The sequence below is a fragment of the Streptomyces sp. NBC_00012 genome (genome assembly GCF_045040875.1).
Classification (GTDB): domain Bacteria; phylum Actinomycetota; class Actinomycetes; order Streptomycetales; family Streptomycetaceae; genus Streptomyces.
Genome location: NZ_CP108310.1, coordinates 25,443 through 47,521 on the forward strand (window position 1 = coordinate 25,443; position 22,079 = coordinate 47,521).

At 68.9% G+C, this 22,079-nt stretch carries 17 protein-coding genes and 3 pseudogenes; 11 read left to right on the plus strand and 9 right to left on the minus strand.

Annotated features, from left to right (window positions below):
* Positions 1–77: 77 nt before the first annotated feature.
* Positions 78–470, minus strand: a complete 393-nt coding sequence (locus OHA19_RS39025; RefSeq protein WP_331748768.1) for a hypothetical protein — start codon at positions 468–470, stop codon at positions 78–80.
* A 593-nt stretch (positions 471–1,063) separates the two neighbouring features.
* On the opposite strand from OHA19_RS39025, the gene OHA19_RS39030 reads away from it, so the two are divergent.
* The 7 genes and pseudogenes from OHA19_RS39030 (at position 1,064) to OHA19_RS39060 (ending at position 7,827) form a co-directional block, all read left to right on the plus strand.
* Positions 1,064–2,539: a prenyltransferase/squalene oxidase repeat-containing protein gene (locus OHA19_RS39030; protein ID WP_405753413.1), complete on the plus strand. Its 1,476-nt coding sequence runs from the start codon at positions 1,064–1,066 to the stop codon at positions 2,537–2,539.
* The gene (locus OHA19_RS39035) at positions 2,536–3,183 is read left to right on the plus strand and encodes an HAD family phosphatase (protein WP_331754008.1); all 648 of its coding nucleotides are present in this window, start codon (positions 2,536–2,538) and stop codon (positions 3,181–3,183) included. Before OHA19_RS39030 ends, OHA19_RS39035 begins: the two co-directional genes overlap by 4 nt.
* A gap of 513 nt (positions 3,184–3,696) precedes the next feature.
* Entirely contained in the window at positions 3,697–4,170 is a 474-nt protein-coding gene (locus OHA19_RS39040; protein WP_331748777.1) for a hypothetical protein, read from the plus strand.
* A gap of 384 nt (positions 4,171–4,554) precedes the next feature.
* Complete coding sequence (locus OHA19_RS39045; RefSeq protein WP_331754012.1) at positions 4,555–5,745, plus strand: hypothetical protein; 1,191 nt, start codon at positions 4,555–4,557, stop codon at positions 5,743–5,745.
* Positions 5,746–5,838: 93 nt separating this feature from the next.
* Positions 5,839–6,196, plus strand: a pseudogene (locus OHA19_RS39050) (ATP/GTP-binding protein); the annotation flags it as partial.
* A 206-nt stretch (positions 6,197–6,402) separates the two neighbouring features.
* Positions 6,403–6,507, plus strand: a pseudogene (locus tag OHA19_RS39055) (helicase-related protein); the annotation flags it as partial.
* Between the two features lie 81 nt (positions 6,508–6,588).
* A complete protein-coding gene (locus OHA19_RS39060; RefSeq protein WP_331750801.1) occupies positions 6,589–7,827 on the plus strand; it encodes a helicase associated domain-containing protein in 1,239 nt (412 codons plus the stop codon).
* A 43-nt stretch (positions 7,828–7,870) separates the two neighbouring features.
* Here OHA19_RS39060 and OHA19_RS39065 read toward each other — a convergent pair whose 3' ends face one another.
* From OHA19_RS39065 to OHA19_RS39080, 4 genes are all read right to left on the minus strand, one after another.
* Positions 7,871–8,992 (minus strand): hypothetical protein, encoded by a 1,122-nt coding sequence (locus tag OHA19_RS39065; protein ID WP_331754015.1) that lies wholly within the window; start codon positions 8,990–8,992, stop codon positions 7,871–7,873.
* Between the two features lie 428 nt (positions 8,993–9,420).
* Positions 9,421–9,792 (minus strand): helix-turn-helix transcriptional regulator, encoded by a 372-nt coding sequence (locus OHA19_RS39070; protein WP_331750635.1) that lies wholly within the window; start codon positions 9,790–9,792, stop codon positions 9,421–9,423.
* A gap of 16 nt (positions 9,793–9,808) precedes the next feature.
* Positions 9,809–10,783: a tyrosine-type recombinase/integrase gene (locus OHA19_RS39075; protein ID WP_405722894.1), complete on the minus strand. Its 975-nt coding sequence runs from the start codon at positions 10,781–10,783 to the stop codon at positions 9,809–9,811.
* Positions 10,784–11,441: 658 nt separating this feature from the next.
* Positions 11,442–12,653: an IS4 family transposase gene (locus OHA19_RS39080; RefSeq protein WP_331754021.1), complete on the minus strand. Its 1,212-nt coding sequence runs from the start codon at positions 12,651–12,653 to the stop codon at positions 11,442–11,444.
* A 159-nt stretch (positions 12,654–12,812) separates the two neighbouring features.
* Here OHA19_RS39080 and OHA19_RS39085 point away from each other — a divergent pair, with 159 nt between their 5' ends.
* Complete coding sequence (locus tag OHA19_RS39085; protein WP_266424814.1) at positions 12,813–13,664, plus strand: IS5 family transposase; 852 nt, start codon at positions 12,813–12,815, stop codon at positions 13,662–13,664.
* Here OHA19_RS39085 and OHA19_RS39090 read toward each other — a convergent pair.
* Complete coding sequence (locus tag OHA19_RS39090) at positions 13,657–13,920, minus strand: hypothetical protein (RefSeq protein ID WP_331750592.1); 264 nt, start codon at positions 13,918–13,920, stop codon at positions 13,657–13,659. The two genes, OHA19_RS39085 and OHA19_RS39090, sit on opposite strands and share 8 nt — an antisense overlap.
* 191 nt (positions 13,921–14,111) lie before the next feature.
* On the opposite strand from OHA19_RS39090, the gene OHA19_RS39095 reads away from it, so the two are divergent.
* Entirely contained in the window at positions 14,112–14,615 is a 504-nt protein-coding gene (locus OHA19_RS39095) for an ATP-binding protein (RefSeq protein WP_331750594.1), read from the plus strand.
* On the opposite strand, the gene fabV is transcribed toward OHA19_RS39095, so the two are convergent.
* Positions 14,564–15,772 carry an enoyl-[acyl-carrier-protein] reductase FabV gene (fabV, locus tag OHA19_RS39100; protein WP_331750596.1) on the minus strand — a complete coding sequence of 403 codons (1,209 nt, stop codon included), beginning with the start codon at positions 15,770–15,772 and terminating at the stop codon, positions 14,564–14,566. The genes OHA19_RS39095 and fabV overlap by 52 nt on opposite strands.
* Before the next feature lie 257 nt (positions 15,773–16,029).
* Here fabV and OHA19_RS39105 point away from each other — a divergent pair, with 257 nt between their 5' ends.
* On the plus strand, positions 16,030–16,617 hold the full coding sequence (locus OHA19_RS39105) for a hypothetical protein (protein WP_331750597.1): 588 nt from the start codon (positions 16,030–16,032) through the stop codon (positions 16,615–16,617).
* Between the two features lie 41 nt (positions 16,618–16,658).
* Here OHA19_RS39105 and OHA19_RS39110 read toward each other — a convergent pair whose 3' ends face one another.
* Entirely contained in the window at positions 16,659–17,435 is a 777-nt protein-coding gene (locus OHA19_RS39110; RefSeq protein WP_266921513.1) for a MerR family transcriptional regulator, read from the minus strand.
* Positions 17,436–17,727: 292 nt separating this feature from the next.
* Between OHA19_RS39110 and OHA19_RS39115 the strand changes: the two genes are divergently transcribed.
* Positions 17,728–18,954 (plus strand): serine hydrolase domain-containing protein, encoded by a 1,227-nt coding sequence (locus OHA19_RS39115; RefSeq protein WP_331750598.1) that lies wholly within the window; start codon positions 17,728–17,730, stop codon positions 18,952–18,954.
* 65 nt (positions 18,955–19,019) lie between these two features.
* Here the strand turns inward: OHA19_RS39115 and OHA19_RS39120 are convergent.
* Positions 19,020–22,068, minus strand: a pseudogene (locus OHA19_RS39120) (Tn3 family transposase).
* Positions 22,069–22,079 lie beyond the last annotated feature (11 nt).

Below are 22,079 nucleotides of genomic sequence, written 5' to 3' on the forward strand. Positions count from 1 at the left end.
AAGCCGGTGTACTGACTGATAGTCCGATGGTGGAGGGCCCGTCCGTGCGGACGGACCCTCCAGGGGGCCGGGTCAGGTCAGAGCACGGCGACGTAGAACGCGGTGGCTGCGCCGCCGGCGTCGGCGTTGTAGGTGGCCACCTGGACGCCCTTCCCGTTCGCGCAGCCGCCTGCGATGGCGCGGAGGGTGTAGCCGATGCCGTCGCGGGGGGTGGCCGTCACGATGGCGCGGGACAGGTCGACGTCGTCGTTGCTGATCTTCACGCAGAAGACGTGGCCCGACCTGGTGACTTCCGAGACGCCCTTGGAGTGCACGATCGAGCCGTCGGCCTTGACCAGTGCTCCGGCCTGGGCGTACGGGGCCTGGGAGCTTGAGGTGGCGGCGATCGCCATCCCGCCGGCCACGGCCAGGCCCGTCACGCACAGCCCAGCGACCGTGAGCCCGGCCGCCCGCATCTTCTTCGTACGCATGGTTGTGTCCTTCTCCGGAGTTTGCCGTATGGAACGATGCGAACGTAGCAACAGATGCCATATATAACGCTCATGACGCAGAATCAGGGAATAACTCTCATATTGCGTACATCGCACCGGAAGCCCCGGCCGTGGACACTTCCGGGATCCGGGACGGTACGAGGCGGAGCGCCTGGTGTGCCAGTGATCCGAGAGCAGTGGGCGGCTCGTGTTCAGCTGGACCATGTCGATACCCAGGTGGGTGAGCACACCGATCCGCGTCAGCCAACAGCACTTCCTGGGCCAGGATCAGTCGGTCTGTGCGGAACGTCCTGGCTGGGCAAGCCGGAAGGTGGAGGGTCCCGGTGTCTGTGTCTTCGTGACCCTGCGTCCGTCCGCTCGTTCCCTGGATGAAGTCCGCAGGTTTCCGGCGTCCGTTCGGCGGTGGTTTGGACATGAAAGCCGGAAGGACATCGGGCGGCCTCGGGCGGCTCGCTGGCTTCTGAACCCCGCACTCCCGCTCCTTCAGCAGAGGTGAACCGATGTCGGTCGCACTGGGATCCCTTCCGTTACAGGTGACGGTGCACCGGTTGCGTGGCCACCTCGCTGGGCTCGTGGATGCCCAGGGCCGGCTGCACTGCCCATGCCGCAGCCGTGTGCTGGAGTCCTCCCTCACACTGCGCCTGCTCGCCGCCACAGGCGGCCATCACCAAGCCCGCGCCCGCCTGCACGCCTTCCTCGAATCGGCATCGGCCCAGCCCGGCGGGAGCGCTCCGGACCGGACCCTGGCCCGTGCGGCCATGACCCGAACTCCCCTGCCCAGAGCCGAGGACGGTGACGCCCTGGCCGGGTTCCGGCATCACACCGCCGTGCGCAAGCGGATGCTGATGGACACCGTCCTCTACCTGACCGGCGCCCTGGGCACGCTGCCCCGCCGGGCCCCGGAGGCATTCGCCGCCGAAGGGCTGCACAGCTGGAAGCGCCCGGAGATGCTGGCCTGCCGCCTCATCCACGCCCACCACGACACCGCCCCCGTCGCGGTCGCCGATCTGGAGCCGCTGGCCGCCGTACTGCGCGGGGAGCGTATCCACGAACGGAATCATCTGTCCCACCTGCTGTATCTGTTCGCTCTGCGCCCCTACCGAGCTCACCAGCGCCTGGTCGATGCGGGCGTCGAACAACTGCTGGCCACCCAGGGCGCGGACGGCGGGTTCTCCCTCAGCCAGGACATCGACACCTGGGTCACCTCGGTCGCGGGCCTCGCCCTGTCCGAGGCCGGTGCCGACCGTGCCCTCCTGGACCGGATCTGTGCCTGGCTCGCCGCCCGCCAGGCCGACGACGGCGGCTGGTCCTTCACCGAAGGCGTCGCCCAGACCGACACCGACACCGCCTACACCGTCCTCACACTCCTTCACCGTCACTCCCCCGCCCTGCACGCTCACACGCTGGAGCGTGGTCACGCCTATCTGCGACGGATCCAGAACCCCGATGGTGGCTGGCCCGTCTACCTGCGCACCAACCCCTCCGAGGCGGCCATGACCGGTGGCGCGATGACGGCGCTGGCCGACCGGCCCCGCGCCAACGCCTCCGCCATCGCCTCCGGCGCCCGCTGGCTGATCCGCAACCAGCAGAGCGACGGCACCTTCGAGCGCGGCTGGAGTCTGTCGGAAGGCAACGCGCTGTTCCGTGCCGCCCATGGCCTGCATGCCGCCCTCGAGCACCGACTTCTCGACCCCGAGACCGCCGGCCATGCCCGCAAGGCCGTTCACCGGGCCACCAGCTATCTCAGCACCACCCAGAACAGCGACGGCGGATGGGGGCATCGTCACGGCTCACCCAGCGACCCGATTTCCACCGGGTACGCGCTCGCCGCCCTCGGCCCCACCACCCGGCCGACGGTACTGCACGCCGCCGGCGCCTACCTGAGTACCCTCCAGCAGCCCGACGGGGGCTTCGACTCCGTCCCGGACACAGCCTCACCCCGGCCCATTCCGCTCGACCTGCCCGCACTCGCACCGGCGTATGTCCTGCGCGGCCTCACCCATGCCTTTCCCACCCCTGCAAAGGCCCGGCCCGGGCAGCAACAATGAGGCCCTTCCGGTCGCCCGCACACGCCGACGGGCCCACCCCCCGCGCCGGCCGCTACACCGCACGGATCTTCGACTTCGACGGCACCCTCGTCGACACGGGCGAGATCAACCTGCACGCCGTCCACGCCGCACTGGCCACCCACGGTACGAACGTCCCGCTGCAGTGGCTGCGCGGAGTGCCACTCGCCGACCTCGGCGAACTGCGCCGGCACCTGCTCGCCGACCAGGGAATCGCGCCAACATGCACCGACTCCGACATCGTGCGCGCCGCCCGCAGCTACTGGCTGGCCAACGCCCACCAGGTCCGTCCGGTTACAGCGGTAGTCGCAGCCGCCCACGCCGCCGCCGCGAAAGGTCCCGTCGCGGTGGCATCCGCCAACGACGGCCGCATCGTCCGAGCCGGACTCACCGCCGTCGGACTGGCCCACCTCTTCCCCGTCATCGTTGCCCGAGAGGACGTCGCAGGCCTCAAACCCGCCCCGGACGCCTACCTCACCGCAGCATCCCGTCTCGGCCTGGACCCCACCAGCTGCCTGGCCTACGAGAACACCGACGAAGGCACCAGCGCCGCCCACGCCGCCCGGATGGACACCATCGACATCCGCACCACCCCCTGGACCATCCACCGCCCGCCACACCCGTAAGGCGCCCCCCAGCTCCCGCACACCTGCCGCCACCACTCCAGAGCCACCCCTCCGGAACCATTCCGCCACACGCGCCACCACTGACTCGCCCACCACCGACCCCGAGGGACCGCAGACACGGTTGCCCTCCGAACCGTGCCCGCGTGGAAGACCGACGCCCTGTGGCACATCCGCATCGCCCCGAAGCGGGCGCAGGACGGGGACCTCGATGCTGCCGGGCTCGCTGAGCTTCTCCGGGCAGCAGGCGAGGGCTGCCACCCGCTCCAGTCAGCGCCAGCATCCTGGCGCAGCGTGATGCCATCCTCGTAGCACTCCATGGTCTGCCGCGCCCGGTCCACGACGGCCGGCCACCGAATCCGTTCACGGGCCATGTGGGTACATGTGCATGTACCCCTTGCTGTGCTGCTGGCTGCGGGGCCGTGTCGTACGTCGTCACGTCTGGACCAACAAGCGCCAGGCCGGCCGGGCCGGTCCTGCGGGGTGGCGGGCGGCTCCGTTTCGCAGAAACCTCGCATGGCCTGCGTCGTTGGGCAGCGCATGGTGAAGAAACTGATGGTGTGTATGGCAGTGGGCGGATCGCTGCTCACTCCCCTGTCGGCCGCATCGGCCGTTGCCCCTGTGGCGCCCGCCGCCGCGCAGGCCGGCCAGGAGGTTGACGTCCAAGTCGGCATGGACGGCAGGGACCGCTTTTCCCCCGAAATGATCACTGCCAGTCCCGGTGACACGGTCACCTTCCACTTCCACCGCTCGGCCGACGGCGTTGCCGAGAGCACGTCCCGCCTGAGTGACCCGTGCCACTCCCTCGGTGGCTTCGACTCCGGCACCCGCGGCGAAGGAGATAATTTCAGCATCATCGTCTCCACCCATAATGCGGTGTACATCCACAACCCCTCCGCGTGCGGCAAGGGCATGGTGGCCATCATCAATCCGGGGCCCAACGACTCCGTCGAAACCTTCCGCCAGGCTGCCGTCGCTCAAGAGGGCTGATCTCCTTACCCACACCAACCCAGCACCCCGACTGAACAGCTGCTGGCCTACCGCGACGCGGCCTGCCGTCTGAGCGCACGGCGACCCACCGGCGGCGGATCATCGACCCGCAAGGCACCTACTGGCGGCGCGGGATCGAAGCGGCCGGACGGTGCTGCGGGAGCCGCACGCGGCCGTCACACCGGAAGGCTGGGGCGGCGTCGGCGGGTATCCGCTCGGGCAGTGGATCGCCGAGCAGCGCCGCGCCTACGGGGCCGGGAGCCCTTAGCAGAAGGCATCCAGGGGGATGCAGTCGAGCATGAGGCAGATACCGAATCAGAGGCCCGCGACGGTGCTGCCGGGGCGCAGAACGACGGCTTCGCACACCCGTGAGAGCCTAGGACGGTGAAAGCGAAGTGTGCTCCCCTGGGCGATGAGCGGCGCGACCGCGGCCCCGAGCTGCCGCCGACCCGCAGCGTCCTGATCACTGGCGGCCTGGTGCGCGTGTCGGGCGCAGCGGCCGTGGGCTGCGGGGCGCTGTTCGGTCTGCTTCCCGTCCTCGCGCTCATCGGCAGACTCGGTCTCCCCGACGACCCGCCAGGTTTCGTGCCGGTGTTCGGCGGCCCGCTCATCGCTGCGGCGCTGGGCATCGCCGTCTTCCTGATCGTGCTCGGCTATGCCCTGACCTTCCATCAGCTGGCGCTCGCGGGCATGTACGCACCGGCTGAGGACTCGTCGGCGCTGAGGAATGCGGTCGAGGTGCGTGGCCGCGTCACACGCACGCCGTTCTTCCCGGCGGTCGTGACGAGCATCGTCATCGGCTTCCTGCTCCTGGCAACGGCCGGCATCCTGCTCGCCGCGTCCGCCTGGCCGATGGTGGCGATCACCCTGCTCCTCTCAGGCGTGCTCTGCGTCCCGGCCGTACTCGCTCTCATCGCCGCCGACCGACGGTGGAGCCGTACCGCGTCTGAGCGCCTTCCCGCACGGGCCCTGGGCGAACAGGGCTCCGCTCAGCTCCTCCTCGGCGACGCCGACACGGAACTGCGGCAGCAGGTCAAGGCCCGAGAGCGCGCCGAGGCCACCGAACTCGACCATGCGACCACCCCCGTGCTCGTGACCCTCGCCATCGCGAGCCTCGCCATGATGAGCCCCTCACTCTCACCCACGGCTGCCATCTGGAGACAGGTGCAGCTGGTCGGCGTCGGGCTCGGCGTCCTGTGCCTGCTCGTACTTCTCGGCATCAGGGTGCTCCGGATCCGGCAACTGCGACGCACTCTTGTACGGGTGCGCCGCGGGGGCGCGGACGTGTCCGACATCGACCGCGCGCACGCGATCACCGCGACGACGACCCAGGCGTCCGAACTGCACGCGGCGACAACCGTCTGGGCGCTGCTCGGCGCCGCAGCGCTCGGCACTGTGGTCCACCGGACCGCGGATGTCGCGCCGGTACTGATCGTCGCCGGCATCTGGGCGCTCGGCTTCGCCGTGCTCATCGCGCTGTCGATGCGTTCGGACGCTGCCGCCCCAAAGCTCCGGGAGGAGTTCGGCTACCGGCTCCCGACCAAGACCTCCGGAAACGACAACACCTGGCACTGAGATGCCGTCGCCAGCCGACGAACAGCCAGAACAGCCCTCAATTCACGCTCGTGACTCGGCATCGGACCGTGGTCCTGCAGCATCCCGAAGCCACCCTTGTTCAGTGGGGTACGCGGGGCGCAACTCACGGGGCGGGCTTCCCTCGTGGAATGCGGGGCGTTCCCGGCACGGCACACGCGAACCCTTCAGAGAACTGATCGCGGGAGTAGAGGCCGCACTCGATCTCCGGGCACACCGGGCCGGGACGCTTTCCCGTCACGCCGCCTATCTCCACCAGCGGACCGCGGGAAGAATCGGGAGCCTGACCCGACTCATCCGGCAAGCCGCGATCACCGCGATCCTCGACGGCACCGAACGCATCACCAAGGCGTCACTGGACCAGGTCCGCCTGGACCACCTCGCTGAAACCCACCACCACACCACACGCGGCCGCGAACCCAACCCACGCTGACCAGGCAAAACACAGGCACTGCCATTAGACGCAGAAACCATCTGCAACAACACCAGTAATTCTCAATAGAATTGAGATAACACCAGGTCAGAGCGCCTACCACCCCGGCCGAAAGCACCTCGACCAGTTCTCACCCAACCTGCAACACCCCAGCCCAGACCCGTTCCCACACCCCAAACCACACCGGGAATCGATAGCTCAGCTCGGTGAAGGTACTGGGCGAGGGCGTCGATACCGCGAATTGTGATTCCGTCGCATTCTGTGATGCTCGGGGGTCGATGATCGATATCGTGCAAATGGTCGGACGAGCCCTGAGAATCAAGCCGGGGGAAGGGAAGATTGCTTCTCTGATTGTTCCCGTATTTCTCGCTCCGGGTGAAAGTCCGGACGAAATGCTGACCTCGGATGCCTACGGAACCCTCGCGAAGGTCCTCGGGGCGCTGCGGGCGCACGACACCGAAACGATCGAGCACCTCGCCGATCCCCGTATCCGAAGCGGGAGTTGGTTCCGGGATGAAGCCGAGGAAGGCGAGGCGGAAGCTGAGCGGGAAGAGCCGGAGGGCGTGCGGGCGCCGAGTGCGCCCGCGCGGGAGCTGCTGAAGTTCAGCACACCCCGTGACCCGGCGCTGCTGGCCCAGTTCGTGAAGCTGCGGGTCATCGAGCCGGAGAACACGTTCTGGCGGCGCGGTATCCAGGCGTGCGTGCGGTATGTGAAGGAGACCGGGGCGCAGCAGTTGCGGGTGCCGTACGACTACATCACCCCGGACACCTGGGTGCCGGCCGGGTTCCCGCTCGGGACATGGCTCGCCGACCAGCGTAAATCCCACAAGGCCGGGCGTCTGGATGCGGGGCGGGTGGAGCAGTTGGCCGGGTTGGGGATGGTGTGGTCGCACCAGGACGTCGCGTTCGAGGAAGGCCTCGCAGCCGCCCGCGCCTGGGCCACCGTGCACGGACACCTCCTGCCGCCCGCGGCCGCGGTCTGGGACGGGTACCCGGTCGGGACCTGGACCAAGAACCAGCGATACGCCGCCCGAGCTGCGGACACGAACGCGGAACGCCGTGAGGCCGGCCTGGCTGTCGAGACCAGTACGGGCGCGTTGGCCGAGGCGCGGCGGGCGGCGTTGGAGGAGATCGACCCGGGGTGGTGCCCTGTATGGAATACGGGGTGGCAACGGTGCTTCCGGCTCGTCCAGAACCTCCTCCAGGACGGCGGGGTCCTGCCGGTGCTGGCCGGCAAAGTGATCGTGCAGGGCGAAGACCTCGGACGCTGGGTCACGGCGCAGCGGCACGGCTGGGAGCAGTTGCTGCCCGCACAGCAATGGCTCCTGGAGAACGTCCTCGGGATCGAACCCGCTGAGGGAGTAGAGCGCCCGGTGAAGCGGACCCAGGACGACATGTGGGCGGTCAATCTGGCGGCTGCACAGCAGTTCCATGCCCGGGAAGGACACCTGAGGGTGCCTCGGAAGTACGTCGAACACCTGGAAGGAGGTGTCGCAGTAGGCCGCCAGAACGGCGCTGAGGAGCCTGTGAGCGTACGGCTGGGCACCTGGCTCGACAACGTACGGAAGCGTGCTGACAGGCTTACCGGGCAGCGCCGTGCGGACCTGGATGTACTCGGCATGCGCTGGTGAGGTCGCTCCCCTGGCCGGGACAGTGCCTGGGCCTGGTGATCCATTACAGGGGCCTGGTGAGCTTCGGGGAGGGCCGGTAGTGGGCGACTCCTGCGTAGGACATGCCCAAGGAGACAGTGAGGATCTTGGCATCGAGTTCGTCTGCGAGAGCGAGCAGACGTGTGGAGCGCAGGATGCGCGGCAGGAGGCCGACGGGAGCGAGGCTGTCGCGGATGTGGGCGGCGCCAGCCGGTCCGTGGTCTGTTCGGGTGAGCCGGGTGACAAGCAGGTGGGGGTTGTCCGTACCGAGTCGGCTCCGGTGCTCCTGGCAGCGTTGCAGCGCCGTCCAGGTCGCACTGTCCAATGGGAGGTGCACTGATCTGCCGGGGAACCGGACGCTATGGCGGTCGGGGGCGATGTCGGCGTCGGTGAGCTGGCGCAGCTCGGTGATGGTTGCTGCGTGCAGGAGGGCGGCGAGGCCGATGAAGGCTTCGTGCGGGTGGATGTCGTAGTTGGTGGTCCAGCGTTCGTACAGGGTGCGCTGTCTGCCTGCGGTGAGGGTGGGTCCGTGAAATCCCCTCTGCTGTACGGCAGTTATTGGCTCGGTGGGGTTGTGGAGGATGCTCTTGGAGCGGTGGGCGTAGGCGAAGAACTGACGCAGCCCTGCGAGGTGGGAGGCGCGGCGGTCCGGGGCCAGGGTGAGGAAGGATTCCAGGTCGGTGGTGGTGATGCTCGCCCAGCTCGTATGCTCCTTGGGGTGGAGGTGGAGGGCCAGGTCACGGATGGTGTCCAGGCGGATCTCGATGGTCTTCAGTTGATTGGGATGTAGTCCGAGTTGGCGGGCTTGCTCGCGCTGGAGCAGCAGGAAGTCGGCGAAGGCGTCGGCCTGAGGACGCAGTGGGGCGGGGATGGCCTCGATGCGGCAGGCGCGGCGGGTTGCTGCGCGCTGGTCGGCGAGGTCTGGTGGCGGGGCGAGGTGGCCGCGGGTGCGGAAGAAGTCGGTGAGTGCCCCCACGAGTTCGGGGGCGTTGCTGTGGGCGTGGGCGAGCAGCGTGCCGGGATCACCGGTCGTGGTCGCGATGATCAGGCGTGCGGTGGTGGCGACGACGTCTGCCGCGTAGATGGGGTGGCGGTGATCGGCGAGGTGTGCGGCGAAGTCGCTCCACCAGGGTGGTGCGGCGGGCATGCGCTCGGCCCAGCCGGTCGCGCGGGTGATGACGGTGTGTGGTGAGTGCTCGTAGCAGCGTTTGCACAGGCCCTTGGCCCACTGGCCGCTGGTGCCACAGCGTTCGCAGCATGCCGGGGGCGGTGCGGTGATGGGATCGGTACAGGCCCGGCACCGCCGAGTCCCCGCGTCGAGGGTGCGTCGACGCCCGCAGTGCTGGCACGGGCCCCGTGCCGGTCGGCCTGCCGAGCGGTGTCGGCATACCGCGCACAGGTCCTGGGAGGATCGTCGTGGAGCGCCGCACAGGGCGCAGGTTCGTGAGCACCAGGCGCAGCGGCCGGTGTCGAGGCACAGCCGGCGCAGGCGGTGGCAGACCGAGCAGGTGTCCTTGGCCGTCCGGGGCACTGCAGTGGCGGGCGCGGGTGGGATCGCGGTCGTCTTGGGGGCGGTCACAGCGGCGGGAGAGATCGGTGGCGGGGCACGGGCTGTTGCTGCGAAGGCTGCCGGGCCGGATCGGGGGCGGGGCGCGGCGGAGGGGTTGAGGGTGCGGTGGATTCTTGCAGGGTCAGCAGGTCGCCGGGGGTACAGTCGAGGGCGGCGCACAGGGCGGCCAGGGTGGAGAGCTTCACCTGGGAAGGCTGCTTGGTGAACAGCGCGGAGACCGAGGCGGCGGACAGCTCGAGACCGGCCCGCTCGGCCAGGAGGCGGCGCAGCTGCGTGCCTGTCCAGATGCCGCGCTGTGCAGCGGCGATGCGCAGCTTCCATTCCACCTCGGGTGGCGGGGCGGGGGTTTCCACGGCGTGGAGAGGGGGTGTGGTCACGGGGGCTCCCGGGGGGTCAGCCGGCCAGGCCGGTGATGGCGGTGAGCGTGGCGCGGCGCCAGGCTTCCTCGACGAAGGTGAGGCAGGGCCGGACGTAGGCCATGGTGGAGGCGATGTGGTGGTGTCCGAGCAGTTGCTGGACGGTGAGCAGGTCCATGCCCTGTTCGTAGTGATGGGTTGCGCAGGCGCGGCGCAGGTCGTGCGGGGTGAACCGATCGCCCTCGAGCCTTGCTTCGGTGTCCAGGTGGCGGGAGAGGCGGTCGCGTACGGTCTCCGGCTTCAGCGGCTGGCCGTGGGCGTCGCAGAACAGGGCGGTGGTATCGGGGAACAGGGGGCGGATGTCGCTCTGGTACCAGGCAAGGATCTGGTCCAGGCCGTCCAGCATCGGGGCCCATCTCGGGCGTGGTCCCGAGGCGTTGGCCGCCTTGCCGAACCGCACATGGAGCTTGCCGGACGGACCCAGTTCGGGGTGGACGTCGTACAGCTCGAGGTGGAGTGCTTCACTCAGCCGCGGCGCGGAGTGGTACAGGGTGCGCCACAGCGCGTAGTCCCGTGCCGCGGCCGGGTAGTCGGATGTGACGGTCAGGCGGGCTCGTGCGTGAGCGAAGAAGGCCGCCAGGCGCTCGGCCGTGGGCGGCAGCCGGCGGGAAGGCTCGTCCCAGACATGGCGCAGCCGGTTGAAGCGGTCCAGCGGATCACCCACGGTGGTGCCGTACAGGGCGCGGATCTCGGCGGCGTAGCGCAGGCGCACGAACGTGTGAAACGCGCGCAGCATGTCCAGGTAACGGCGTCTGGTTCCCGCAGTCCGGCCCGCGAGCAGCAGAGTGTGGAGCATCGCGTCCACATGGGCCGGCTCGATCTGCCACACCGGGCGGTCGAAGTGGGCCAGCACCCGTGGAAGCAGGGAGGTGTAGGCGCCGATCGTCGTCGGGGCGAACCCCCGCACCACCCACGTCGCGGCGAACGCCTGGACGCAGCCGGCCTGGAACACCCACACGTCCGGTGCCCGATCGGCATCAGGGACGAGGCCTGTCAGCCCGCCCTGAACCAGCCGAAGAAGAGGCTTCTCCCCCACACTCCACCGCCATCACGTCAACGACTCTTCGATTAAGGCAACGCCTGAACAACAGGCGTGCCACCGAAGACATCAACGAGGCGGCTGGAGAAAGGCAACTCCCGCCTTACGAACAACCCCGCGCCCCACATCAGGCGCGGTTGTACTGCTGAGCCTCGTCACACACAATCACGTACGGGCGCCGCGGCAGCGCGGTCATCAGCTGCCGGTACAAGGGGGTGGCAGTTCCCGGCATCTTTCCGGGCAGGCGCAGTTGGTGGAAGAGTTCCTCGCGCAGGTCCTTCGGCCCCGGGCGCGAGCGGGCGAACTGCAGGGACAGCAGCAGATCCGGTGCGATGCGCTTGAGCGCGGCACGGGTCGCGAACGTCTTAGCCTCAATACCGTTCAGTTAGTGGCTTGGATGGTGATGTGGGGGCTGTGTTTGGGCTGGGGCCAGTGTGTGTGGTGGGAGCGTTTCGCGGCCCATTTCAGGACTTTGCGTTTGACGACTCGGGGGTGTGAGCGTTTTCGGCGTGTTGGGTTGAGGTGTTGGGTGAGCCATCGGATGGCGTGATGCCAGATCGCGTCGGCTGCGTCAGCGCCCGGAGGGGGGAAATGCGCTCTGCGCGACTGAACGGCGAGCGATGCGGAGGGCTTTGACGAAGGAAACTCTGTCGGGGTCGTGGCCGGAGAGTGCGGCAGTGTCGGCCATCAGGGTGCGGATGGCGTAGTGGCAGCACAGGTGTCCCCAGATTTCTTGCTGGACAAGGTCGGGGGCTTTCGAGCGCAGTACCGCGCGGGGCCCGCGCTGGTGGGTTTTCAGCTCGTCGAAGGTGGTCTCGATCTCCCACCGTTGGGCGTAGGCGGCTGCGAGGTCCTCGGCGCCGGCCTCGGCAGGGTCGAGGATCGTGGTCAACAGCCGGTACTCCTCGGCGTTGTCCCGGCCGTCATCGACCGTGTAGTCGATCACTCTGACCGTGAGCGGCTCCGTCGTGGCCCGGTTCGTGCCCGACGTCGGGACGATCCGGGCCAGCCAGGACCCATCGGCCAGGGTTTCCAGATACCGGGGCCGCAGGTTCGTCTTCACTCGCCAGAGCAGATCCGCACCCGTGGCCGCGGCCTGCTGCCAGAGGCGGAACCCGTAGAAGCCCCGGTCTGCCAGGACCAGCTGGCCCGGCTCCAGCCGCCCGACGAGCTGCCGGGACAACTCGATCTCCGACACGCTGCACGGGCCGGTGGCAGCGTCGAAGACCACATGGGTGCCGCATTCCGCCAATGCCACCAGGCGGGCCTGCGGAAACGCGGCCCGCTCCCCCCGGCTGGAAGCGGGCCGCCCGAAGAACTCCGCGTTGGCTGCCGTGTCTGCCACATCCAGGCACGTCCCGTCGATCGCCACCAGGCGACGCCCGGCCAGCCACGACCCCGGCGTGCCAGGCCCCGCCAGCGGACGCGCAACCCGAGCGAAGAGATCCCGCACCGGCTCGAACCCCAGACGAGACCTGGCCTGGAAGATCGCCGACTTCGAGGGCGGCGTGAACGACTCCGACCACCCCGACGCCCACGACAGCCCGTCCGCGAGCTGCGCGAACACATCCTCGTAGGAGCCATCCGAATACAGCGCCATCCCGATCGAGAAGTACGCCATCACCCGTGCGGGCAACGACCGGTGACGCCGCTCGGTACGCCCCGCCTCCTCGATCACCGCGTCAACCACATCCGCGGGAAACACCCGCGTCAGCAACCCCACAGACACCAAATCCGACAACCGGACATCAGACGACGGCTTCACCCAACCAGAACGCGGCATCCCCCACGATAACCCAGAAGCACTTAACTGAACGGTATTGGGCTTAGACCGACCGGCAGTAGGTGGTGGAGCACGGTCGCGATGAGGGGTGGCAGCAGAACGGGCACAGGCCCGCGTGATCATGGAGTTCTCTACGCTCTGTGACCGCGAAGGACGACTGTGCCCGCGCTGCCATCATGCCTGCTTGAACCCGCCTGGGACCAGTTCAGGGCCCTGCTGCCCGATCGGGCCGAGTTTGACCCCGACCATCCGCTCGGCTGCCATCGGCGGCGTATACCGGACCGCGTCGTGTTCGACCACGTCGTCCAAGCGCTGGTCCACGGCTCCGGATACGAGCGCATCTCCTCGCCCGGATGCTCCGACCGCACGATCCGACGCCGCGTCAAGCTGTGGGCTCAGATGGGGATCTCACAAGCGCTGCACCGGATCGCCCTGGAGGCGTACGACCGCATGATCGGCCTTGACCTCGATGAAATCTCGGTCGACGGCTGCATCACCAAGGCGCCGTGCGGCGGAGAGAAAGCGGGGCGCTCGCCTGTCGACCGGGGCAAGCAAGGACTGAAGCGCTCGGTCGCCTCCGACGCGTGCGGGGTTCCACTCGGGATCGTATCCGCCGGGGCGAACCGGCACGACTCGCCGCTGCTCGGCCCCACCCTGGCAGCGGCCAAAGAGCAGGCTGGTGCGATGCCGGAGGCTGTCAACGTTAACCTCGACCGCGGGTACGACAGCACCAAGTCACGTGTGTTGATCGGCGAGTTGGGATTCTCGGCCGAGATCGCCCGCAAAGGCGTGCCCGCCCCGATCCAGGCCGGCAAGCGCTGGGTGGTGGAGCGCACACACTCGTGGATGAACGACTACGGCAAGCTGCGGCGCTGCACCGAGAGGAGCGGCGATGTCGTGGACTTCTACCTCTACCTCGCCGCCGCACTCGTCACGCTCCGCATGCTCATTCGACGCTCGACGAGCCGCTACCGCTGGGACGGCCGCCCCACCACCCGACGCCTCAAATGATCCATTTGCCGGTGGGTCTTAGTTCAGAGAAGGCGCTTTCCACCTGGACTCCGCCTGGCACCACGGCTGGGAGACCCTCGCCGCCCTGATCGCCACCACCAAGGCGACGCCCCGGTGACCGGCCGACCCGCACCCGCCTGTACCGGGTGCGGGTTCGGCCGGCATCGCCCAGTTCGCCGTCCAGCAGATCGAGGACGGCCTGACTGCCGACGACGTCGACGCCCGCGAGCTCGCCGCGATTCTGCGCGAGATCCACCGCCAGGACGGAGTTCTCGGCGCCCTCGCGCAGCTGCTCACCGTCGCCGCGCGGGCCGCCGGACGGATCGAGCCGGACCGCGACGGCGAGATGTCGTGCCCGCTGTACGAGGCCGCCGCGCTCATCTCCGAGAACGCCGGCCTGCAGACCTGCTACGCCACCCGTGCTCTTGACCCGCAGGGAGAATTCGCATGAAGCCGTTCCGCCTGGAAAATGCGCTGCCCGTCGACACGACAATCCCCGACCCGTCGCTCGTGGTCCTGATCGGCGCGGCCGGGTCGGGCAAGTCGACGTGGGCCTCCACCTGGCCCGACACGCAGGTCCTGGAACTCGACAGGTTCCGGGCCCTGGTCAGTGACGACGCAGGCTGTCAGGAGGCGACCGGCGACGCCGTGTTCGCGCTCCAGGCCGTTCTGGAAGCCCGCCTCGCCCGCCGGAAGATGACGGTCGTCGACGCGACGAACTGCGAGAAGTCCGTGCGCGCCAACCTGATCGCGACCGCCCGCCGCCATGGCGTGCCCACTTCCCTGATGCTTGAGCGTGTTCAAGCATCAGGAGGGGTGTGGGTTGAGTACGTGGCAAGTAGTGCGGGTGCCGGATCCCGATCGGTGGGGGCCGCTGGTGGGGGCGTTCACGGCGCGGGTCAGGTAGTGAGAGTGGGCCACGGGACGTCGGTTTCGACGGGGGCGGTGTAGTCGATGCCGGGGACGGAGAAGCCGTAGAGGCGGCGGACTTCGTCGCTGAACCAGTCGAGGTCGGCGAGTTCGGTGATGGTGTCGCTGGTGGCGGTGGACCAGCGTTCGGCGACGGCGTTCTGCACGGTGGGGTCGAGTTCCCAGGTGTCGAGGCGGACCCGGCCCTCGTCGTCGAGGTCGAGGGGGCGGGCGCCGGTCAGCTGGTCCCACAGGTCGACCAGTTGGTCGATGGGGGCGACCATGGCGTCGCCGAGGACGCCGCGCAGCAGCCCGACGTACAGGGCGATGCCGGGGATGGCGGTGGAGGACTGGGTGACGGCAGCGGCGTTGACCGAGGTCACGGCCCGGCCGCCCAGGGTCTTGGAAAGGCGCGCGTCCAACATGCGTGCGGTGGCTTCGAGATGGGCCTTCGCGGCGCCGATGGTGCCTTGCCGGTAGATCGCCGCGGTCAGCGGCGATCCGATGTAGGACAGGGCGGCCGTGCTGAAGCCGTCGGCGAGCAGCGACCGGTCGGCCAGGAACGTGATCCACCGTTCCCAGTCGGTGCCGCCCATCACCGCCACGGTCTGCTCGATGTCGTCACCTTCGGCCGGCGCGGTGGTGACCTCCTTCACCTCCGGTGCACCGTACTCGTCGAAGACGAGGGTCTTGGTGGTGTACGGCGAGCCGACCGGCTTGAGGACCGAGGCATACACGTCGCCGGTGTCCGGGTCGGTGCGGCGAGGCGCTGCCACCGAGTAGACCAGGTAGTCGAGTCGCCCCCCGAACCGCTCGGTCAGGAGGTCGGCAACCTGCTCCTTCACCGTGTCGCTGAACGCGTCGCCGTTGAGGAAGACCATGTCCCGCCCGTGCTCCTTGGCGAGCCGGGCGGTGGCGGCGGTGCGATACCAGCCGGCTGTGCCGGTGCGGCGCGCGGGCGCCTTCTCGAAGCACACGCCGATGCCACGGACACCGACACGGGCCAGGCCAGCGATCGTGGCGGCCAGGCCGTACCCAGCGGACGAGCCGATGACCAGCGCCACCGGCCCTTCGCCCCCGGCGGTGGCCGGGGCGGGGACGGCCTGCCACATCACGTCCACCAGCTGTCGGCAACCGCCGGGATGGGAGTCGAGGAACAGGAAGCCCCGGCTCTTGGGCGCAATGACGCGTTCGCTCACGGTGTGGTGCCCCAGGTGTCGTCACAGAAGTGGACGTGGCGGCCGTCTCGGCCACCCGTCCTGCCAGTCTGCGGCCGTGCGAATGAGCACGGCGATCTTGAACCGGCACAACGATGTCCAACCGGGCTTGGAGGGTTTCCCACTATCTCCAGCGGGGGCAGCTGGTGGCAGACCTCTCGCCGGAGCCGACGGGACTGAAAACAGCACTGGCCAACCTGAACACATTGACTTGACAGGGAAGCTCCCCCATCGCGGTCGTGGTCGCCACCCCCGTCAGCGTCTGCATCGAGCGGCAGGGACCGAGGCCGGCGAACCGCACCGTGCCGGAGGACACGGTCATCAAGCAGGGCAAGGACATGGCCGACTCGTGCCGACGCCTGAAGTCCGAGGGCTTCCCCGAGATCGTCTTCTCCGACAGCCTCTGCCGGCTCCTGCCCTACCTGGAGCGCCTGAGCCAGAAGCGCACCGCCGACCTCGGACTGGACGACGGCGACGGCCTGGGCGACCTGAACCTCGTACGCCGGACCTTCGGCGAGGAGATCCTGCCGCTGTGGCGCTGGAGGGACGGCTCCGACCTTGCCGACGGCGACCGCGTCGCTGAGAGCCGCCTCGGGCAGCAGCAGCTCACCCTCGCCCTGCGCACCGACGTGGACGGCGAGGGCGACATCGGGTTCGACGTGCTGGTGCCCTGCCCGCACGACGACCAGTGCACCGCTCACGCCTGGGTGCCCGCCTACAGCGTCACCTGCCTCTTCCGCGGGCTCAACGGCGACCTGGACGACAGCGAGGACATTGTACGCGTGGCCGTCCGCCGGGCAGATCCCGGTTCGGACGCGGCGGGATGAGGCGGGCGTCTCGCCGCAGTGCCGGGTCTGCTGGGCGGCCGTTACTGACTCGGAACGGTGATGCCGGCCGCACGCAGGTTCGCCTCGACCAGCGTGTTCAACCGGGCGATGGACGGTGACTGGTCTTCCCGGTGGTGGTTGACCATTGCGTACCGGGAGGCAGCGTCGGACTGGTCTTGAAACCCGGTCGGCATCGCCAGCAGCGCCCGTTGGGTCAGCAGTTTGTCGGCCAGCGTGGACGCCAACTCCTCGATCCGCGGGTCGTCCGGATCCCAGGCCCTCGCATCCCAACCACGCTTGGTCAGCTCGACGGACTCGGGGTCGTCCAGGGAGTGTTCGAGCCGGGCCAGGAAGCTGTCGAAGATCTCCGGGACCAGTGCCCGGGCCAGCACCAGAGCCTCCCGTTGACCGGCCACGTAGTCGGGACCGAAGCCGAGTTCGGCGAGCCGCTCCAAGACCGCGCAGGCCCGGTCGGGCAGCAGGGCGCGGTCACCATGGTCGAGACGGTGCAGCCTGTCGCGGCGCGCGATCAGGTCTTCGATCCGTTCGGTGAGTTGGTGGTGGACGTCGTCCAGGGTGGCGGCGAACGTCGTGGGATCGGCGTCGAGCAGGTCACCGATCTCGGCCAGCGGCACGCCTGCCGCGGCCAGGGTCCGGACCTGGACCAGCCGGTACAGCTCGTCCGATCGATAACGGCGGTAGCCGGAGCCATCGCGTTCCGGCTCGGCGACCAGGCCGAGCCGGTGATAGTGCCGCACGGTTTTGATCGTGACACCGACGAACGCCGCCGCCTGACCGATCGTGAGCCCGTCTGTCATCGGCTCGGCGCACCTCCGGATCGTGGGCGGCTGCGGTCTCGCGCACCGCGTCGGTGACGGCCGGGAAGTCCGGATGATCACCGGGGTGAGGATAGCGCGCACCAGCTCCAGCCCACCCCCTGCTGCCAAGAGGGACCGGGACGCCTGCGATCGGTGCCGGTCACCCCTTGATCGGTACAGGGGGTTGACCTTGACCTTGGGTCAAGGCTGCAGGCTCTGCACATGGCTGTTCGAAGGGCCAGGCAGCGACCAGGGCCGCCGTGAGAACCACATCGTGAACAGGAGATTCATCATGGGAACAAGCAACAGCGGCTTTTCCGACGCAGGGCTGCGCCGGCTGCGCGAGGTGCTGGCACAGCACGTCGCGTCCAAGCGGATTCCCGGCCTTGTCGCCCTCGTCAGCCGCGGCGGCCGGACGCACGTCGAAGCGATCGGGACGATGCGTCATGACGGTGGCGCCCCGATGCGCCGGGACACGATCTTCCGGATGGCGTCCACGTCCAAGCCGGTCACGATGGCGGCGGCGATGATCCTGCTCGACGAGTGTCGGCTGCGGCTGGACGACCCCGTGGACCAGTGGCTGCCCGAACTCGCCGACCGGCAGGTGCTGAAGCGGCCCGACGGACCCCTGGACGACACCGTGCTGGCACACCGGCCGATCACCGTACGGGACCTGCTGACCTCCACGTTCGGGCTCGGGGTGGACTTCGAGTCGATGGCTTCCCCGATCAGGGCCGCGACCTTCGAGCGTCTCGACTACAGCGTGGCATCCGGGCCGGCCCCGGAGCCGGACGAGTGGATGCGCCGCCTCGGCGAACTGCCGCTGCAGTACCAGCCCGGAGTGCGGTGGCAGTACGACCTCAGCAACGAGGTGGTCGGTGTGCTCGTCTCCAGGGTCACGGGACAGTCGTTGGAGACGTTCCTGCGGACACGCATCCTCGATCCGCTGGGGATGAAGGACACCGCCTTCCACGTGCCCGCCGACAAGATCGACCGACTGCCGCCGCTGTACGGGCCCGACCCGCAGACCGGCGAGTTCCTCGTATGGGACGAGGCGGCAGGGGGAAGGTCCAGCGTGCCTCCCGCGTTCCAGGGCGCCGGCGGCGGGTTGGTCTCCACCGCCGATGACTACCACGCCTACTTCCAGATGCTGCTGAACCACGGGATGCACGGGAGCGAACGGATCTTGTCCCGGGCCGCCGTCGAGTTGATGACCACCAACCGTCTCTCGCCCGAGCAACTAGCCGCCCGGGAGGCCATGTTCAGCAACGTCGCCCACCTGTCGTCCGGCCAGGGGGCGAACGGCGGCTGGGGCCTCGGGATGGCGGTGCGCACCTATCGCGGTGACTACGCGCCCATCGGCCAGTTCGGCTGGTTCGGCGGTACCGGCACCACCGCCTACGCAGACAGGACCAACCAGCTCACCGGAGTCCTGCTCACTCAGGTCGGACTGTCCACCCCGGATTCGCCGCGTGCCATGCACGACTTCTGGACCACGCTCTACCAGGCCATCGACTGACAACGAGCTCGACCGATACTTTGCGGCTGGGGTCAGAGACGAGAGCCCGGGACCGGCGCCGGGCGTCATTCCTCGTCGGTGGCGTCCGGCTCACGCAACGGACGCAGGTCCCCGGGCAGGTCGGGGAGCTGGAAGGAGTACCGGCCGAGCATGTTGATGTGATGGCGGACGAACGGGGAGAGACGGGCCACGTCCTCGTCGCGGACGTCGAACCCTTCCTCGCGGAGCTGCTGTACGGCGGCGTCCATGTAGCGGGTGTTGAACAGCACCAGGGCGTTGAGGACGAGGCCGAGGGCGCCGATCTGGTCCTCCATGCCGTCCTGGTAGCGCTGGTAGAGCTGCCCGGCCTCCCGTGGAAGATCTTCCGGGCGAGCGCATGGCGGCCCTCCTGGAGGTTGGCACCTTGATCTTCCGCCGGTAGGCCGGCTCGTCCGCCAGACGCAGGATGTGCAGGGTCTTGGAGCTGCGCCCGTAGTGTGCGATCGCGTCGCCCAGCGGGGTGGGCCGGCCGTCGCGCGACAGCATGCGGATCACGTCGTAGGCCCGCACGGCCCCGGTGTGGATTGAGCCGATGATCCGCAGGATGTCCTCCCAGTGCCGCTCGATCCGGACCAGGTCGACCCGGCCGCGGGCCGCGTCCTGGAACGCGCCGTAGTTGGCCGTGCGGTCGATGCGCCACATCTTCTGGTCCGGCAGGTCAGCCAACTGCGGTGCGTAGGTGAACCCCGCCAAGGTCAGGAGCCCGAAGACAATGTCGGAGTACGAGACGGTATCCGTAACGATCATGTCGGGGCGTTTGCCGCCGTCGCGGTCGTAGAGGACGTCCAGCACGTACAGCGAGTCACGCAGGGTGCCGGCCACCACCTTCCCGCCGAGTCCGGCCGCCTGGTCATTGATCATGTTGAGCCAGGTGGCACCGCCCCGGCGCCCGAAGTACTTCGGGTTCGGCCGTGCGTAGACCGAGGGCACCGGCACCACGAACCGCATCCCGTCCACGGAGGCGACCAACCCGCCGCCCCACGCACCGGCGAGCGGGATCGCCGCCTGGGCGTCGATCAGTGTGGCGTTCGCGGCCCGGTAGGTCGCCAGCCGCAGATACGTCTGGTCGACGTGGGACAACCGCCCGTACTTCAGCGCGTCAACCCCGCTGATGACGGGGGTGTAGCCAACGTTGCAGCCATGGGCCACCAGCAGCGCCGCGATGGTGACGGGGAGGTCCTTGAGCCGGGCCTCGCCGCCGGTGACCGAGGTGAACCCCTGGTCGGCGCCGGTCCAGGAGAACACCTCCAGCAGCACCTCCGGAAGGTCGACGCGGGGCAGCATCGCGTTCACAGCAGCCCGCAGACCGAGCAGGGAGGCCGGTTCGGGCTCCGGCTCCAGCGCGGCGAAGTGCAGGCGGCCGTCATCGTCGAAAGAGATCTGCGCGTTCTCCGGCAGGCGGCCCGAGACCTCCCGGTAGGTACCGTCCAGCAGCGCGGCCCGCGCCGCCAGGTGTTCGCCCGCGCCCTCGGGCAGGCCCAGGGACGCAAGGACGGTGGACTTGGCCTGCTCCCATGCCTCACCCGCCAGCAGCTTCGCCCTCGGGTCGCCCCACTTGGAGGAGTTCTTCGCGAAGATCTCCCGCCGGCGCAGCATGCGGTGGAACTGCTCCAGCACGCAGAACACGTACGCCTTCCAGTCCACCGTCCCCGGCTCCAGGTTCGGCGCGGCCAGCACCAGTCGCCGCCAGGACCCGGCCAGCAGCTCGGTGTCGATCTCGGCAGGTCCCACCTTCTTGCGGCCCATCAGCTCCGGCAAGGTCTTCAGCGCGGCCAGAATCGGGGCGCCCTCCGGAGTCGCTCCGAAGTCCACGACCTTGACCAGGAGCTTCAGGAACGGCCGCACCGTCCCGAACCGGGTGGCCAGCATCGCCCGCCATGCCTGATCCGCATCGGAGTCCAGCGGCGGGGTCAGCTCGAACAGCGCCGCGATCGCGGCGGCCAGCTCGTTGCGCGGCACCACCGCCTCGATCTGCTCCCACATCGCCGCCAGAGTCTGCACCTTGGGGGCGCTGATCTCCCCGGTGTCGGTATCGACCTGCTCGGCAGTGGTATCGAAGACGACCTGGAACGCGGTCGCCAGCTTCGCCCCGGCCCGCTCGACTTTCGGCAGGGTCTTCATCTTCCCCTTGGCCGTCTCCCGCTCGGCCTTGGCCAGCAGTTTCGTGGCGATCAGCACCTCCAGCAGGTCCAAGGCATCATCGACCGCCCGTGTCGTCAGGTGCACCGCGGTGGCCAGCAGCGTCGCCAGGCGCCGCGCGTCATTGTGCCGCTTGAGCAGCGTCGCCTTGCCGTCCACCCCGTACCGCGACAGCTCCGCGAGCCGGCGCGGCGGTATCTCCGACACGTCCAGCTCACCCATGCCTAGATCAGCGATCCCCTCTGCCCGGGCCAGGGACCACTTCATCTGCGGGCCCGACACCCGCACCGGCCCGCGCCGCAGCCGGTCCAGCTCCGAGACCCGCGCACCGGCCGGCACCCTCAGCAGCGAGTCCAGCACCGCTCGCTGGCCGGTGTTCAGCAGTCCGTAGAGGGTGTCCCACAGCCGCTGGTTCGCCGCTTCCCGGACATTGCCCACCAGCCGTGACAAGCGGCTCGCCCCGGGCAGAAGCACCCTGCGCTCGCGCAGCCATCCCGCCGCTGCATCGAACAACGCCTTCGGACCGTCCCCAGTCGTCCAGGCCCGCGCGTCCAGCCACTCACTCAGCTCGGCCGAGACCTCGGCGAAGTCCCGCCAGCCCCCGGCCTCCTGAATCTCCCCGGCGTGGGTGCGGGCCGTCCCGTCCCGTCCGCCGTACTCCTTCAGGCACGACGGATCCGCAATCTCCAGCTGCTCGGCCAGATACTCGGCCACCTCCGCCGGCACCTGCCGCGGGTCCGGCAGGAACCGGCCCAAGTAGCGCACGCTCGTGAGCTGGACCGCGTACCCGAGCCGGTTGTGCGCACGACGCTTGGCTTGCACCGCCTCCCTGTCCGCATCGTCCAGGAAGAAGTACCGCTCCAACTCGGTACGAGACGGCACCCCGACATACGCCCCGTACCCAGCCTGCTCGCCCGACAGAAACTCGACCGCCACAACAACTCTCC

Bases quoted from the DNA above. Each gene is read 5' to 3' on its own strand.
- OHA19_RS39095 (WP_331750594.1), top strand. From the start codon at position 14,112: ATGAAGCCGTTCCGCCTGGAAAATGCGCTGCCCGTCGACACGACAATC.
- OHA19_RS39035 (WP_331754008.1), top strand. From the start codon at position 2,536: ATGAGGCCCTTCCGGTCGCCCGCACACGCCGACGGGCCCACCCCCCGC.
- OHA19_RS39025 (WP_331748768.1), bottom strand. From the start codon at position 470: ATGCGTACGAAGAAGATGCGGGCGGCCGGGCTCACGGTCGCTGGGCTG.
- OHA19_RS39115 (WP_331750598.1), top strand. From the start codon at position 17,728: ATGGGAACAAGCAACAGCGGCTTTTCCGACGCAGGGCTGCGCCGGCTG.
- OHA19_RS39060 (WP_331750801.1), top strand. From the start codon at position 6,589: ATGCTGACCTCGGATGCCTACGGAACCCTCGCGAAGGTCCTCGGGGCG.
- OHA19_RS39080 (WP_331754021.1), bottom strand. From the start codon at position 12,653: ATGCCGCGTTCTGGTTGGGTGAAGCCGTCGTCTGATGTCCGGTTGTCG.
- OHA19_RS39040 (WP_331748777.1), top strand. From the start codon at position 3,697: ATGGCCTGCGTCGTTGGGCAGCGCATGGTGAAGAAACTGATGGTGTGT.
- OHA19_RS39065 (WP_331754015.1), bottom strand. From the start codon at position 8,992: ATGCCCGCCGCACCACCCTGGTGGAGCGACTTCGCCGCACACCTCGCC.
- OHA19_RS39110 (WP_266921513.1), bottom strand. From the start codon at position 17,435: ATGACAGACGGGCTCACGATCGGTCAGGCGGCGGCGTTCGTCGGTGTC.